This window comes from Serratia sp. 2723 (assembly GCF_050434425.1).
Lineage (GTDB): Bacteria > Pseudomonadota > Gammaproteobacteria > Enterobacterales > Enterobacteriaceae > Chania.
This window is the reverse complement of record NZ_JBNDIN010000004.1, coordinates 29,301-43,351: the sequence shown is the minus strand read 5'-3', so window position 1 is coordinate 43,351 and position 14,051 is coordinate 29,301. Positions and strand designations below refer to the sequence as shown.

Annotated in this window: 15 protein-coding genes; 12 read left to right on the top strand and 3 right to left on the bottom strand. The window is 52.0% G+C overall.

The window, feature by feature from the left end; all coding sequences use genetic code 11:
* The first annotated feature begins 10 nt into the window (after positions 1–10).
* From licT to ABIE29_RS07270, 4 genes are all read left to right on the top strand, one after another.
* Positions 11–850, top strand: a complete 840-nt coding sequence (licT, locus tag ABIE29_RS07285) for a BglG family transcription antiterminator LicT (RefSeq protein WP_429618059.1) — start codon at positions 11–13, stop codon at positions 848–850.
* Positions 851–974: 124 nt separating this feature from the next.
* The gene (locus ABIE29_RS07280) at positions 975–1,544 is read left to right on the top strand and encodes a chromate transporter (protein WP_429617643.1); all 570 of its coding nucleotides are present in this window, start codon (positions 975–977) and stop codon (positions 1,542–1,544) included.
* Positions 1,541–2,062 (top strand): chromate transporter, encoded by a 522-nt coding sequence (locus ABIE29_RS07275; protein WP_429617641.1) that lies wholly within the window; start codon positions 1,541–1,543, stop codon positions 2,060–2,062. The genes ABIE29_RS07280 and ABIE29_RS07275 overlap by 4 nt, the downstream gene beginning before the upstream one ends.
* Positions 2,063–2,121: 59 nt before the next feature.
* Positions 2,122–2,718, top strand: coding sequence for a histidine phosphatase family protein (locus ABIE29_RS07270; protein WP_429617639.1), 597 nt, complete (start codon positions 2,122–2,124; stop codon positions 2,716–2,718).
* A 91-nt stretch (positions 2,719–2,809) separates the two neighbouring features.
* On the opposite strand, the gene ABIE29_RS07265 is transcribed toward ABIE29_RS07270, so the two are convergent.
* On the bottom strand, positions 2,810–3,583 hold the full coding sequence (locus tag ABIE29_RS07265; protein ID WP_429617636.1) for a helix-turn-helix domain-containing protein: 774 nt from the start codon (positions 3,581–3,583) through the stop codon (positions 2,810–2,812).
* A 61-nt stretch (positions 3,584–3,644) separates the two neighbouring features.
* On the opposite strand from ABIE29_RS07265, the gene ABIE29_RS07260 reads away from it, so the two are divergent.
* Positions 3,645–4,454, top strand: a complete 810-nt coding sequence (locus tag ABIE29_RS07260) for an alpha/beta fold hydrolase (RefSeq protein ID WP_429617633.1) — start codon at positions 3,645–3,647, stop codon at positions 4,452–4,454.
* A 120-nt stretch (positions 4,455–4,574) separates the two neighbouring features.
* Here the strand turns inward: ABIE29_RS07260 and ABIE29_RS07255 are convergent, their stop codons facing one another.
* Complete coding sequence (locus ABIE29_RS07255) at positions 4,575–5,480, bottom strand: DMT family transporter (RefSeq protein ID WP_429617630.1); 906 nt, start codon at positions 5,478–5,480, stop codon at positions 4,575–4,577.
* Positions 5,481–5,658: 178 nt separating this feature from the next.
* On the opposite strand from ABIE29_RS07255, the gene ABIE29_RS07250 reads away from it, so the two are divergent.
* The gene (locus tag ABIE29_RS07250) at positions 5,659–6,528 is read left to right on the top strand and encodes a helix-turn-helix domain-containing protein (RefSeq protein ID WP_429617628.1); all 870 of its coding nucleotides are present in this window, start codon (positions 5,659–5,661) and stop codon (positions 6,526–6,528) included.
* A 231-nt stretch (positions 6,529–6,759) separates the two neighbouring features.
* Complete coding sequence (locus ABIE29_RS07245; RefSeq protein ID WP_429617625.1) at positions 6,760–8,511, top strand: penicillin-binding transpeptidase domain-containing protein; 1,752 nt, start codon at positions 6,760–6,762, stop codon at positions 8,509–8,511.
* 177 nt (positions 8,512–8,688) lie between these two features.
* Here the strand turns inward: ABIE29_RS07245 and ABIE29_RS07240 are convergent, their stop codons facing one another.
* Positions 8,689–9,807, bottom strand: a complete 1,119-nt coding sequence (locus ABIE29_RS07240; RefSeq protein WP_429617622.1) for an OmpA family protein — start codon at positions 9,805–9,807, stop codon at positions 8,689–8,691.
* Positions 9,808–10,721: 914 nt separating this feature from the next.
* Here ABIE29_RS07240 and acpS point away from each other — a divergent pair.
* From acpS to ABIE29_RS07215, 5 genes are read left to right on the top strand one after another with little or no spacing between them, the layout of a single operon-like run.
* Positions 10,722–11,078 carry a holo-ACP synthase gene (gene acpS, locus ABIE29_RS07235; protein ID WP_429617619.1) on the top strand — a complete coding sequence of 119 codons (357 nt, stop codon included), beginning with the start codon at positions 10,722–10,724 and terminating at the stop codon, positions 11,076–11,078.
* 21 nt (positions 11,079–11,099) lie between these two features.
* The gene (locus ABIE29_RS07230; protein WP_429617617.1) at positions 11,100–11,855 is read left to right on the top strand and encodes an SDR family oxidoreductase; all 756 of its coding nucleotides are present in this window, start codon (positions 11,100–11,102) and stop codon (positions 11,853–11,855) included.
* Between the two features lie 16 nt (positions 11,856–11,871).
* The gene (locus ABIE29_RS07225) at positions 11,872–12,459 is read left to right on the top strand and encodes a 3-hydroxyacyl-ACP dehydratase FabZ family protein (protein WP_429617614.1); all 588 of its coding nucleotides are present in this window, start codon (positions 11,872–11,874) and stop codon (positions 12,457–12,459) included.
* A 21-nt stretch (positions 12,460–12,480) separates the two neighbouring features.
* Entirely contained in the window at positions 12,481–12,804 is a 324-nt protein-coding gene (locus tag ABIE29_RS07220) for an acyl carrier protein (RefSeq protein ID WP_429617612.1), read from the top strand.
* A complete protein-coding gene (locus ABIE29_RS07215) occupies positions 12,801–13,997 on the top strand; it encodes an aminomethyltransferase family protein (RefSeq protein WP_429617610.1) in 1,197 nt (398 codons plus the stop codon). Before ABIE29_RS07220 ends, ABIE29_RS07215 begins: the two co-directional genes overlap by 4 nt.
* Positions 13,998–14,051 lie beyond the last annotated feature (54 nt).

The following is a 14,051-nucleotide window of genomic DNA, read 5'->3' as shown; positions in this document are numbered from 1 at the left end:
CAATGCAATGATGAAAGTCGTCAAGGTGCTCAATAACAGCCTGGTGCTGTCCACCGACAGCGATAACCGCGAAGTTATCGTGATGGGCAAGGGCATCGGGTTTAACAGCAAAGTGGGAGATGTGCTGGCTGCGGCCAGCATAGAAAAAGTCTATGTGGTGCAGAACGGTCAAACCGGTCACGACCATCTACGCCTGATAGAAGCCACGCCGGAGCAGCATATTGAACTGGTGCAGATGATCCTCAGGCTGGCCAACAGCCAGCTTGGTGGTCGGGTCAACGAACAGATCTTTTTCACCCTGGTGGATCATCTCAGCTTTGCTATTGAGCGCTGCCGTAAAGGCATCATCATTCAGAACCGGTTGTTGCATGAGGTAAAACGCTTTTATCCGCAGGAGTTTGCCGTGGCATTACAGGCGCTGGCGCAGATCAACCAGCGTTTGAATATCCTGTTGCCTGAGGCAGAGGCGGGGAACATTGCCTTTCACCTGGTCAATGGCCAGACCGACGTGCAGAGCATGGAGCACACGTTGTTGGCGGTGAAGATGCTGAAGGATATCTTCAACATCATCAAATACCATTTCCGTATCGATATTGCCACGGACTCGCTCAATTATTCGCGTTTCTTGCTGCATATGCAGTTTTTCATTCAACGGATGATCGATAACAAACAGGTAAAGTCGAAAGACGATTTCCTGTTCTCGCAGGCGACGAAAGAGTATCCCGAGGCCTATCGTTGCGCACAGGTGATCCGTGACTATGTGAAAAATCTGCTGGAAATGGAGATGTCCAACGACGAGCAACTGTATTTGGTCATCCATCTGACGCGGATTGTCGATCGGTACGATTAAGCTCGTTCAACAGCGAGTTCACCGTTTCTGCCACCTGGTGATAATGGTTCCGAAATGCATTAGACATCGAGGCTTGGCCGCGTGCATTATGCCAGAGAACAACTGAGATAATGTGGGAAACACAATGTCAGATCCTAATGCGCTACGGGGCCATGAAATGGCAAAGCCACCAAGCAATACTCAACTGTTTACCGGTTTTCTGATGCTTGGCCTGATCGGCTTTGGCGGGGTGCTGCCGCTGGCGCGCAGCATGTTGGTGGAACAACGCCGCTGGTTAACTGCTGAGCAGTTCACCGAGCTGCTGGGATTGTGCCAGCTCCTGCCGGGTGGCAACGTCATTAACCTTTCCGTAGCGGTGGGGATGGAGTTTCGCGGACTGCGTGGCGCGCTATGTGCTTTGCTCGGGCTGATCTGTGCCCCAACGGCGATTGTGGTCGGCCTGGGCGTGATTTATGCCCGCTACCAAAACGATGCCCATGTGCAACACGTGTTTGCCGGTTTAGCCGCAGCGGCGGCGGGTTTACTGCTCTCTACCGCTTTGAAAATGTTGTTGCCGCTGTGGGGGAAATGGTTGCCGTTAGCGATTGTCGCCATTGCTTTGGTGGCGATTGCCTGGTTACGCTTGCCATTGCTGCCTACCATGCTGGTGCTGGCCCCGCTAAGTATTCTGCTGGCCTGGAGGAAACCTTCATGATGGCGGTGCTAATCTCGTTGGCGATCATTTTTACCGAGCTTTCACTGATGGCGTTTGGCGGCGGCTTTACCATTCTGCCGGAAATGCAGCGCCAGGTGGTGGAAGTGCATCAATGGATGAGCGCCCAGGAATTTAGCGCACTGTTCGCCATGGCGCAGGCGGCTCCGGGGCCGAATATGATGATCGTGCCGCTGATTGGTTGGCACGTTGCGGGCTGGGCCGGGTTGTTGGTTTCCTCCGTAGCCAAGTTTGGGCCGTCGTCCATTGTCACCATTCTGGTGATGGGCGTATGGCGGCGTTTTAAAGATAAACCCTGGAGGCGTATCGTTCAGGTTGGGCTGGTGCCAGTTACGGTCGGGCTGGTTGCCGCCAGCGGCGTGCTGATTGCGCAGGCTTCGGCGACCAACTGGCGGCTAGCGATATTAATTGTGTTAGCGACGCTGCTGAGTATGAATAAACGTATTCATCCATTATGGGTCCTGGCGGGTGGGGCGGTGCTGGGATTAGTGATGGGTTAACTGGTTCATTAGGTCTTACCTGGTGGTGCTCTTAAGGGTAAATATGAGTGGAAAGAACCATGAAGCAAGCGTTTAAAAATGGCGTATTGGCGTTACTGCTGTTCAGCATGGCAGGGGCAGCCTGGAGTGAGCAAACCCTGGTTTTCGTTCGCCACGGTGAGAAGCCAGACAATAACAGTGGTCAACTGACCTGCAAAGGTTTTAACCGCGCCTTGGCACTGCCGGAGGTCTTGATCTCCCGCTTCGGTAAGCCTGAGGCCATTTATGCCGCTGGCCCCAAGAAAAATAAGCTGGGCAGCTCCATGCGGGCATTGACCACCATCACCCCAGCGGCCATTCGTCTTTCGCTGCCGGTAAATATCCAGTATCACGCCGATGACATCGCTGATTTGCAGACGGCTCTGCTGGACGATCGTTTCCGCAATGCCGTGGTGTATGTCTCTTGGGAACATCACAACCTGGTACAGGTGGTAAAAAATATTATCACCGCAGAGGGAGGCGATCCCCAGCAGGTGGCCAAATGGTCGGGTAGTGATTTTGACGGTATCTATGTTCTGACCATTAACCACGATGCTCCTGTCGACAAGATCCGCTTCGAACGTCAAACCGAAGGGCTTGACGACGTCGCAGATACTTGTCCAACCGGAGTGAAGTGACGATATCAGTGCAGAAATTCAGTCACCGGAGTCACTAGGGGCGCGGTACGGCCCTCCTATACATTCGGCAACCTTACCACTTTGATTTTCGCTATTTTTCAAGGTATAGGCTGGGTGGCACGCCAAGTACACGGCGGAATAGTGCCGTGAAGGCACTTGAACTCCCATAGCCAAGGTCCAGCGCAACGCGAGTAACCGATTCCCCATTGTTGAGGCGGGTGATAGCCGCCAGCAAACAGGCTTGTTGGCGCCACTCAGTAAAGCTCACCCCAGTTTGGGTCCGGAACACTCTGGTGAAAGTGCGCCGACTCATGCCTGCCTCAGCAGCCATTTTGTTGATATCGATAGAAAGCGAGGGATTTTCAATCAGTTGACGGCACAGTCGGGCTAAACGAGGTTCGCCTGGCAACGGAGTATTTAGCAACAGCGATGGCATAGCGGCAATTTCATCAAGCAACAGAGACATGATCTTGCCTTCTCTATTATTCAGGTCATAGAGCGCAGGCAAATCCACTGCCTGTACTAACAGGTTCTGTAGAAGCGGAGACACTCCAACTACCCGACAGTCATTGGATAGGCCTGCGGCACGAGCCGCGTCCGGGGTGAAAAATGCGTTCAACATGGTCACAGGGCCACGCATATGCATCTCATGGTCTATGCCTGCAGGTATCCAGCATGCCCGCTGTGGTGGAACAACCAGGTTTTCGTGCGCCGTAAACACGCTGATCGTCCCGGAAGCGGCATAGGCAAACTGGCTGCGACGATGTGTATGGGAGGGAAAAATCGAAGACGCCGGATAGTCATTTGCTGTGACTACGGCAATTCGTGGAATGTCTTCGTAGGGGTCGAGTAACGTATTACGCATGGCCCAAACTCTATAATAATTGACTCAATATTGAAAGCGAGCTGGTACTGCGGATCCTACAATGGCTACGGTAACGAAATCATCTGGCACATTCAGTTTATTAGGAGTCGATATGTCTAACACGTTTCACCGAGTAGGTAGTGGTCCGCATCCTGTCATTGTTCTTCACGGGTGGTTTGGTGATTGCCATGCTTTTGCGCCAATGGAGGACGCCCTCAGCCGCGATGAATTTACTTATATCTTTATGAACTACCGTGGATACGGGAGCATGAGCTCCGCAGTTGGCACTTATAGCATGGATGAAATTGCGATCGATACCTTATCCCTTGCAGATGAGCTTGGATTCGACACGTTTAGCTTGATAGGCCACTCGATGGGCGGAATGGCAATTGAACGTGTAGCGACCCTGGCCCCTGAGCGTGTGCGTGTGTTAATTCCTGTAGCACCGGTCCCTTGCTGTGGTGTGGCTTTCGACCCTGTAGGGCAAGCATTGTTTAATGGCGCAGCTGATAGCATCGAGAATAGAAGGGCCATAATCAATCGTAGTACTGGACAACGCCTTTCACGATCGTGGATCGACTGGAAAGCTGAGTATTCCATGGAGCGTTCGTCCAGAGCAGCTTTTGCCGCTTACTTGAATGCATGGAGTAACACCGATTTCAGCGCAGAGGTACAGGGTTTACCACACAGAGTTAAGGTGCTGATCGGGGAGCATGATCCGACATTCAACACGGATCTGATGCGTTCCACCTACCTTGCATGGTATCCGAGGGCTGAACTGGAAATACTTGAGAATTCAGGCCATTACCCAATGAATGAAGTGCCGCTCGCCCTGGCAACGAGCATAGAGAGCTTCCTGCGACAGGCCTGAACGGGGTTCTGTAGGGGCGCTGCATGCTGCGCCCAGATAGACAATCAATCGGTTAGCTCGGGGTCAACATATGTTCGACCGCTCCGAGTTCAGCAATATCGCCACTTTTAAGTGACAATATCACCGAGCTGCTTGGCGCCTGCGATGTAGCGTCAACATCCCCGGTTTGGAGAACATCACCAGATTGCCGAGTAGGATCAGGCACAGGCCGATCGCTGCATTCAGATGCCACTGGTAACCCTCATACAGAGTGGAGATCGTTAACGCCACCAGCGGGAACAGCAAGGTGCTGTAGGCAGCGGCGCCTGAGCCGATGCGGCCTAACAGGGTGAAATAGGCGGCAAAGGCGATCACCGAGCCAAAGATCGCCAGATAGAACAGCGAGCCCAGATAGTGAGTGGTGAACTCGAGCTGCAATGAAGCGCCCTGTGCCAGTGCGATGGCAAACATCAGCAGTGCGCCGTAGCTCATGGCGTAGGTATTGGTGGAAAGCATATCCAGTCCACGGCGTTGATGGCGAGTGCTGAGCATATTCCCCAGAGAAAAACCGTAGGTACCCAGAGCGCTCAACCCGATCCCTTTGAGCAATTCTGGCGCCATCTGAGTCGCCATCAGATCCTGCCAAAACAGCGCCACGATGCCGATCATGCCCAACAGCGCCGCAGGAAGCAGGTTGGGGCTAGGGCGTTGGCGGAAGAAAATCATGCTGTTAACTGCGTTGAACAACACCGCCATCGAGAAAATCACCGATTCCAGTCCGCTGCTGATATAGGCCGCCGCCAGGTAGAAACAGTAAAAGTTAAAGCCAAACACACAGCAGCCCTGCAACATACAGAACAGGTGGTCCCGCAGGCTAATGGCCCGCAGACGGCGTAGCGCCAGCATGGCCAGCCACATCACGGCGGCAGCAAGCAGGAAGCGGTAACCGATCGAAACGGGGATCGCAACCGTGCCTTGTTGCAGGGTAATCGCAATCCAGGTGGTGCCCCAAATCAGCACCACGGCAAGATACAGCAGCGTATTCATAGCTTCTCCTTGTAATGAGAGCGGGAGTATTCATCTTTTAGCGCCGTAACGATTTCAGCCTTTTGCGGCCAATTGCATATTCTTGCGCTTTTTTTGTTAAAAGCGCCCGGTGACAACTGGCATCCCGCGCTGCCACTCTTTAAACTGGAACGGCTTGGATCACAGGAATAGGGCAGCTATGGCATACCTGGCATTTGAAACACTGCACCAACATAAAGCCCGGTTGCACAACAGCGTGCAGCTGGGATCTGGCGTGCAATTGGCGGCCTGGTCCAACTGCAACGACCGTATCACCCAGGAAAGTGCCGATCACCACACCCTTAGCCTGTATGTGGCGGATGGTTATGAGTGCTATCAGAAGGTGCCAGGGGGGTGGCAGAACGGCGGCGGCCCGGATCGCTTTTGCATCATGCCGCGTCATTACGAATCCACCTGGGATGTACGCAGCAATCTCTCCTTTGTTCATCTGTATTGTACCGACCAGCATTTGCGCCATTTGGTGGAGCAGACCTGGGATCGCAGCCCGGCGTCTATCAACGTAGAGCCGCTGTCGTTTGCGGAAGATCCGCAGATCACATTGCTGTATCGCCAGTTTTTACTTAATCACGACTGGCAAGATCGTGCCAACCAGCTGGCATTGAGCAGTGCTTCCACGCTGTTGATGTCACATATGCTCCAGCGCTACACCCAGTTGCAATGGCGGCTGCCCAGCGTGCGTGGTGGGCTGGCTCCGGGCGTACTGAAACGGGTACAGGAGTTTATCGATCACCATCTCGATCAACCATTGGTGCTGGCAGACTTGGCTGCTCAGGCAGAATTGAGCGAGTTTCATTTTGCCCGCATGTTTAAACACAGCACCGGACAGGCACCGCATCAGTATGTGATGCAGGTACGTTTGCAACAGGCGGAGAAATTACTGCGCAACACGCTGATGCCGCTAACCCAGATTGCGCTGGACTGCGGTTTCAGCTCGGCCAGCCATTTCAGCCACCGTTTCAAAACGAGCTATGGCTATACGCCGATACGGCTGCGGCAGCAAAGTCGTTAATCCCTAAGGAGATTTGGCGTAGCGGATATGGCAAAGGCCACCCAAGCGCTGCTGGGTCAGGGCTATCAACTGTTGTCTGGAACCGTGGGGACAGAGACGTTGCTGGGAGACAGTGACGAAGTGCAACATTAAACGCGTTTGTTTTTACTTTCTTACAAACTGCAACCTTCTGGCAATCTGGCTCAGGTTAGACTTAGCTGATAAATAACAAGTTAAATCGCAGGTTTAACAGTGGCTTCTCCAACCAAGAAAAACGGTAAAAACTACTCGACGGCGCGTTTTGGCTGGATTTGTGCAGGCATCTTGGTCTGCTTTTTTCTATTGATGTTCCGGGTTGGCTATTTACAGCTGCTGGAACATCAACAGTTGGCCGATCAGGCTGACCAGCGTTCAATTCGTACCCAGGTAGTGCCCACCAACCGTGCGATGATCACCGATCGTTACGATGAGGCGCTGGCGGTCAGCGTTTCTTCCAAAGATATCGTATTGGATCCCAAACATATTCTCGATACCCAAACCGATACCAGCACCGACCGTTGGCAAAGTTTGGCCAACGTGTTGAAAATGCCGCTTGCTGATGTTCAGCACCTGATCCAGGCCAACGCCCGTAAGCGCTTTGTCTATCTGGCACGTAAGGTGGAGGATGACAATGCGGCCTATATCAGTAAGCTGCACCTGACCGGCGTTAGCACCGAGCAGGACTTCAGCCGTTTCTATCCCATGGGGCAAGACGCTGCCGGGCTGATTGGCATTGTGGGGCAGGATAACCAGGGACTGGAGGGGATTGAGCTGGGGTTCAACCCGCTGTTGCAGGGTAAAAACGGCCTGCGTGTCTATCAGAAAGACGGCAGCGGTGCGGTCATCGGTGTGATCAAAAACGTTGACCCGGTGCCGCCACCGAACGTGACGCTAAGCATCGACAAATTTATTCAGTACGTGCTGTTTTCGCAAATCCGCGATGGAGTGCTCGCGAACCAGGCCGACTCTGGCTGTGCGGTGCTGGTGAAGGTGAGTACCGGTGAGATCCTCGGTATGGCCAGCTATCCCTCTTTCAACCCCAATAACTATGCCAATACGCCGGCGAAAGACATACATAATGTCTGCAGCAGCGACAGCTTTGAACCCGGCTCGACGGTTAAACCGGTGGTGGTGATGGTGGGGTTGGATCATAAGTTGATCCGGCCTGATACCGTGCTGGATACTACGCCTTATACGGTGAACGGCCATCTGATCAAAGACGTGGGCCATTGGTCGAAACTGACCATTACCGGCGTGCTGCAAAAATCCAGCGATATTGCGGTTTCGCATATTGCGTTGGCGCTACCCGCCACGGTGTTGCCCGACGTTTATCGCAGTTTTGGTCTTGGGCGGCCAACCGATCTGGGGATGGGTAACGAAAGTAGCGGCTATTTACCCGCTCACCGCGCACGCTGGGCCGATATTGAGCGAGCCACCTTCTCCTTTGGCTACGGTTTGCGCGTTACGCCGCTGCAGATGGTGCGTGAATACGCCACCATCGGTTCATTCGGTGTTTATCGTCCACTTTCCATCACTAAAGTGACGCCGCCGGTCATGGGGCAGCAAGTCATGTCAGCTGAGGTGGTAAAAACCGTGGTGCATATGATGGAGAGCGATGCGTTGCCTGGGGGGAGCGGCCTCAGTGCCGCAGTGCCTGGTTATCGCTTGGCGATCAAGACGGGTACAGCTGAGAAGATGGGGCCAAACGGCAAGTATGATGGCGGCTATATCAACTATACCGCAGGCGTGGCACCGGCCAGCGATCCGCAGGTGGCCCTGGTGGTGATGGTCAATAACCCCAAGGCAGGCAAACACTTTGGTGGCTCGGTGGCGGGGCCGGTATTTGGCAAGATTATGGCCCAGGTACTGGAACATATGAATATCTTGCCGGATGCCCAACCGTTGAAGGTGGTGGCGGTAGCCGAGCCCTCATCCCAACCCTCTCCCACAGGGAGAGGAAGCTAGTACGGAGTTGTATTCATGACAGGCATTAATCCGTAACTGATGTAGAGGACGAATGCTGTCGCCAAGATGTAGCACAATCGATTCCCTCTCCAACAGGTGTAGAGGACGAATGCTATCGCCAAGATGTAGCACGGTCGGTTCCCTCTCCCTTTGGGAGAGGGTTAGGGTGAGGGGCCATTACTTCTCCATCACCCGCAGATCGATCCTGAGGTTTTTGGCACTATTGGTTTCGCTATCGTTAGGCACCAAGAGGTTAGCCGAGCCGAAACCTTCTGCACTGATACGGCTTTCCCCAATCCCCATTTTTACCAACGCCCTGCGTACCGCATCGGCATGATCCTGCGATAAACGCCGATCCATCTGTTCATTGGCCGACAGATCGGTATATGCCCCCAGTTGGATCTCCACATTCGGGTAAGCGCGCAGAATATCGACGATATTCCTCAGTTGTTCCTGTGACGCAGGGGTTAACTCGGTGCGGTTGGTGTCGAACCGCAGGCGATCCAGTGTAAACCAACGCTTTTCGCTAGTGGGAGCATTGCTCTCAATATAGGTGATCAGCTGGTTCTCGACGCTAGGTTGCGACAGCAGGAGCTGCTTGCCATCGGCCAACCGGCGGTAGGTAACATCGCTTTGATCGCTGGTCTGCATGGGTTGTAACACGCTAAAACCGCGCAGTGAGAACAGTAGCGATACCAATAGCAGCGCCAGCATTAGCCACGGCCAGATACGGCGTTTGGGGCGCGCCAGCGATCCGGTGCGGGAAACAGCCGGATCGGCTGGGATAAGAGCAGGTAGCTGGTTGAGCACCGCCGTTGGCTGGGCGGCGGTAATCTGCGGCAACTGCCACTCAAGCCAGCTTTTTAACGACGGTGATTGCAGGGAACGTTGGCGCAGATATTGGCCCAACAGGCCAAATACCACTGTGGAGGCCACGGAAAACAGCCGTTCGGCGACCTGTTTTTCCAGCATATAAAAACTCACAAACAGTTGGGTGAGGTGTTTCAATTTGTGGCCAAGCACCATCGTCAGCAATGCTGGGCTGAATTTACCCAGTGCTTCATCCAGAAAATGCAATTCGAGGGGGGGAGTGCGACCGACCAGTTGGCGGAAACGGAAGGTGTTGTCATTGCGATGCAGGTAGTCGCGGGTGTTTTGCAGGATCAAGGCAGCCATACCGTTAAGGCACAGTGCAATCTTTTCCTGAGCCGTTGCCAGCTTTTGTTCCAACACCGTCAGCACCTGGGGCGAGATAGCCGCCATCTGCTGATTAATGATATTTCCCATCTGGTACATCCGAACCTCCATTTCATCTGCGCGCATTCTGCACCGCAGAGTATGGTCAGTTCAACTCGCTATAGTCCGAAATTTGAACCGGAAATATCTTATATTTCAGGGGGTATACGGTGTTTTTCATAGTCTGGCCGATTCTGCTGGTGAACCTGAGCCCTAGCTTCTGTCCGGCAGAGTAACAGACTGACCTGATATGCCGAAGAGATTAATGATTAAAAAATGAGTAACCAATAGGAAAAGAGGGAGAGGAGCCTCTCGAAACTCAGGCTCACCAGAGGTGATGTTCGCTTGACGGTAGTCCTTTTTCGGGCTGAATTTGAATTTTAGTGGTGCATTATTGAGCAGTGCATTATTGATTGAAAACTCCTCCTGTTTAAATATTATGCACCAACTCAATGTAGGACATGATGCAAAATTATCCAGCACTTATCGTTCATCAAGATAAATAAGATGTAGTGTAAGTTAAATAATGGCCATTTTTAGAATGGCATAGAAAGGTAAAAATATTTCAAATTAGGTTATTTCTTAATTTAATCTCAATTAAATCCCTTGATTTTTTGAAAGATCCTGGTTTGCAGGATCTTTCTTATAAAAATAAATCCCGTTTAATTAATAAAAAAATGATATATACAACTAGCCAAAATGGCGTTTTGGTTTTTTATTCTGAATATTTGCCTTATAGATAGGATAATATTCTATTTTATTTGTTAGTGGTATTTTTTACTGAGGCATTATTGATTGTTTTAAACATTTCGCGATAACATTCTCGTCAAGCAATACAGACAATATCCTATTGCAATTTTATTGCATCATAGGGTCTACCATCATTGCCATATTGTAACTGCGTATTATGTCGCTATCACACGAAGCTGCTTAAATGGATTTGACGATGGGAGTCAGGAAGGATGAATCTTGGTGTGGATATTATTGAGATCGCACGGGTAAACACTGCGTTAATACGTAGTGGCAATAGGCTGGCACAGCGTTTGTTAACCCCGACAGAGCAGCAGGCGCTTGGGGATTTGAGCGAAAACGTCGAACGACTGGCTGGTTTCTGGGCGGCCAAAGAAGCTGCGGTGAAAGCCCTTGGTACCGGGTTCCGTATGGGGATCCTATTCCACGACATCGAAATCAGACACGATGAGTTGGGTTGCCCTTATTATTTCTTTAGCGGTGAATTTGCCAGATTGATGCAGGAAAAAAAATTGACTCACGCCACGCTGAGCATTTCTCATTGTCAGTCACATGCCATTGCCGCAGCGGCATTGGGTTAATTATAAAATAAGGGAATAACTATGTTTCACTATCCCGATATCGGGGGTAAAAATGTGGTCGTCACCGGCGCCAGTGGTGATATTGGTTTGGCTATTTGTGAGAATTATCTCGAGCAGCAGGCTAAGGTTTTCGCTATTTACCACCATGATAATAGCGGTCTGGAAAAATTAAAATCCTCCCATCCGCAGGGTGATAATCTGCATATCCTGCAGTGCAATGTTGCCGATGTCAGTGAGGTGTCCAGCCTGGCCAATGAGCTAGAGAAACTGGCTCATGAGGTGCATGTGCTGATTAATAATGCCGGGATCTACAAAGACAACGTATTTTCTGCGCTGACGTATGAAGAGTTTGATCAGGTCATCAGGGTCAATCTGTATGGCACCTTTAACATGACCAAACGGCTGCTGCCATTATTGCGTCATGCCCGCAATTCAACGGTGGTGAATATATCTTCGATATCTGGCATCACCTCCAGCTTCGGCCAGAGCAATTACAGTGCTGCCAAGGCTGGCATTATTGGTTTTACCCGCACTTTGGCCAGCGAAATGGCCTCGAAGGGGGTCCGTGTCAATGCCGTGGCTCCGGGGATGATTGAATCCAGAATGGTGAAAAAGGTGCCGCGCCAAATAGTGCGCGACGTTACGTCCGCTATCCCGTTGAAACGTCTTGGTCGTATCGACGAGATCGCCAACGTGGTGGCTTTCTTAAGTTCAGACGCATCCAGCTATATCGTTGGTCAGACTTTGGTGGCCGATGGCGGCTTGGTGATGCGTTAATCGACAGGAATGTTGTATGGCTAATTATAACAAGAGCTTAGTCAAGCCCAATCTGCTGCTAAAAATGGGGTCTTGGCGTGCACCGATATTTATGGTTGACCGCATCGTGGACTTTTCACCGGGAGAAAGGGGTTCCATTACCGTGATCAAGCACGTCACTTTTAATGAATCCTATATTCCGGGGCATTTTCCAGACAACCCGGTAATGCCTGGCGTGATGATCGCCGAGATCTTCGGCCAGTCTAGTGAATACCTGAGTCTACTGAACGATTTCTGCCAGTTGCATGAGCGTGAAACCCAGCAACCATTGAAGAAATTTGAGGAGGTATCACGGGCGCTGCAGACGCCAGAAGGCACGGCACGAGTGATCGCCGAAAGGGCACGCGTATTAGGCGTGCTGGCCTCTCAGGACGTCAAATATAAAAGCATGGTCGCGCCAGGCGACACCATTGAAGTCAACAGCCGCCTGATGTTCGCCGATATGAACGGGTTCCATCACTACGAAGTGGAGGCGCGGGTTGGCCGGAATGTGGCGTGCAGCGGGCGTATTGTCAATTATCGCACCGATCGCATTCTGGCTGAAGGCAAAGGTATGTACGTTTAACTAACAGGGAGTAATGCCGCTATGAGTAACATCGCGCTTATTGAAATGATTGAACAGCGCAAGTCTGTGCTGGAGAAAATCAAAACGGGGCTAATAGAACGCCTGAACCTCTATCAGAAAGTCAACCAGATTGACGATGATACACCACTGTTTGGTAGTGGGTTAAAGCTGGATTCGGTGGATGCCACCGAGGTCATCGTGTTGCTTGATGAAATTTTCGACATCCGTGTAACAGAAGGTGACGATTCGTCCTACATGCGTAGCGTCAACACCCTGACTTCGTTTGTTATTGCCAATCAGGGGGAAACCACCAACGGATCAGCAACAGGAGCAGACAAGGAATGACTAAACTCACTGACATTCATCAGCAGCACGGGGCGGTAATGGGGGAGCGTAACGGCGTTGCCATTCCCCTGAGTTATTTTACAGCGGAGGAGGAGCACAAGGCGGTACGTCAACGCATTCTGCTGTCCGACTACTCTCACTTTGGCATCGCGGCCATCAGCGGTGACAGTGCCTGGTCGTTGCTCAACCAACTGGTTTCCGGCGATGTTTCATCGATCCGTGATGAGCAAGCCATGTACAGCCTGATCCTCGATGATGCAGGCAATATCATTACCGACCTGTATATCGCCTGTGATGACGAACGTTTTCTGTTGCTGTCGGAGTGGGTCAGCGGTGAAAAGCTGTGCGAGATGCTGCGTGCCAAGCTGGCAGGCAATGAAGACGAATTTGAGGATATCGACTCAATCGAATCGCTGACGCCAGAGTGGGGCATATTGCACTTTGAAGGGCCATACGCCTGGGAACTGTTGGCTGAAGTCTATGGGATGGACGTGATTGGCCTGCCATATCAGGAACACATGCACGTTGGGGACGATCTGATCCTGCTGCGCTGCGGCAAGCATGGCGAGTTCTCTTACAAACTGATGGGGCCACAGGATCTGCTGGCCGATGTTTGGACCCAGATGCTGGAGGATGGCGAGAAGTACGACATGCGTACCGGCGGGCTGAATTACCAGCGGAAAGTGCGCCTGGAAAACCCTTGCTGGGAACCTGACATGTTCAACGCCTACACCGGCTGCCCGATCGCATTGCAAATGCAGTGGGCAGTGCGTTACGACAAAGAAGCTTTCACCGGCCTGGCAAGTTTGAGCGAACGCTTAGAGCAGGGCATCAGCCACCGTATCGTGGGGATGAGCATTGCCGGGAAACCGGACGCTATCCCGCAGCGCGGCGATAAAGTGATGTTTGACGGTAACTGCATCGGTGAAGTGATCGTCTGCGACTACTCTGAAGATCTGCAAGCCTGTCTGGGCCGTTTGTTCCTGACCGACGCCTGGGCCTGGGCAAACATTGATGGCTATCACGTGATGACGGCTAATGGCCCGGTAGCGGTGACGACATCGGCGGTGCCTTTCGCCCATAACTACAGCTTCCTGATTAATCCTTCAGAACACAGTTATGTTGACAGCTCGCGCCCGCGAGATCTGCTGCAACAGCTTGAATGGCAAAAACTGAGAGAAGAGAACGGGTAAGCCGAACATATCCTAAAACATCACGTTATTTTGCGCCATGGCAACATGGCGCAC

Bases quoted from the DNA above. Each gene is read 5' to 3' on its own strand.
- ABIE29_RS07270 (WP_429617639.1), top strand. From the start codon at position 2,122: ATGAAGCAAGCGTTTAAAAATGGCGTATTGGCGTTACTGCTGTTCAGC.
- ABIE29_RS07225 (WP_429617614.1), top strand. From the start codon at position 11,872: ATGGCTAATTATAACAAGAGCTTAGTCAAGCCCAATCTGCTGCTAAAA.
- ABIE29_RS07260 (WP_429617633.1), top strand. From the start codon at position 3,645: ATGGCTACGGTAACGAAATCATCTGGCACATTCAGTTTATTAGGAGTC.
- ABIE29_RS07280 (WP_429617643.1), top strand. From the start codon at position 975: ATGTCAGATCCTAATGCGCTACGGGGCCATGAAATGGCAAAGCCACCA.
- ABIE29_RS07265 (WP_429617636.1), bottom strand. From the start codon at position 3,583: ATGCGTAATACGTTACTCGACCCCTACGAAGACATTCCACGAATTGCC.
- ABIE29_RS07275 (WP_429617641.1), top strand. From the start codon at position 1,541: ATGATGGCGGTGCTAATCTCGTTGGCGATCATTTTTACCGAGCTTTCA.
- ABIE29_RS07230 (WP_429617617.1), top strand. From the start codon at position 11,100: ATGTTTCACTATCCCGATATCGGGGGTAAAAATGTGGTCGTCACCGGC.
- ABIE29_RS07220 (WP_429617612.1), top strand. From the start codon at position 12,481: ATGAGTAACATCGCGCTTATTGAAATGATTGAACAGCGCAAGTCTGTG.
- ABIE29_RS07255 (WP_429617630.1), bottom strand. From the start codon at position 5,480: ATGAATACGCTGCTGTATCTTGCCGTGGTGCTGATTTGGGGCACCACC.
- ABIE29_RS07240 (WP_429617622.1), bottom strand. From the start codon at position 9,807: ATGTACCAGATGGGAAATATCATTAATCAGCAGATGGCGGCTATCTCG.
- ABIE29_RS07250 (WP_429617628.1), top strand. From the start codon at position 5,659: ATGGCATACCTGGCATTTGAAACACTGCACCAACATAAAGCCCGGTTG.
- ABIE29_RS07215 (WP_429617610.1), top strand. From the start codon at position 12,801: ATGACTAAACTCACTGACATTCATCAGCAGCACGGGGCGGTAATGGGG.
- licT (WP_429618059.1), top strand. From the start codon at position 11: ATGAAAGTCGTCAAGGTGCTCAATAACAGCCTGGTGCTGTCCACCGAC.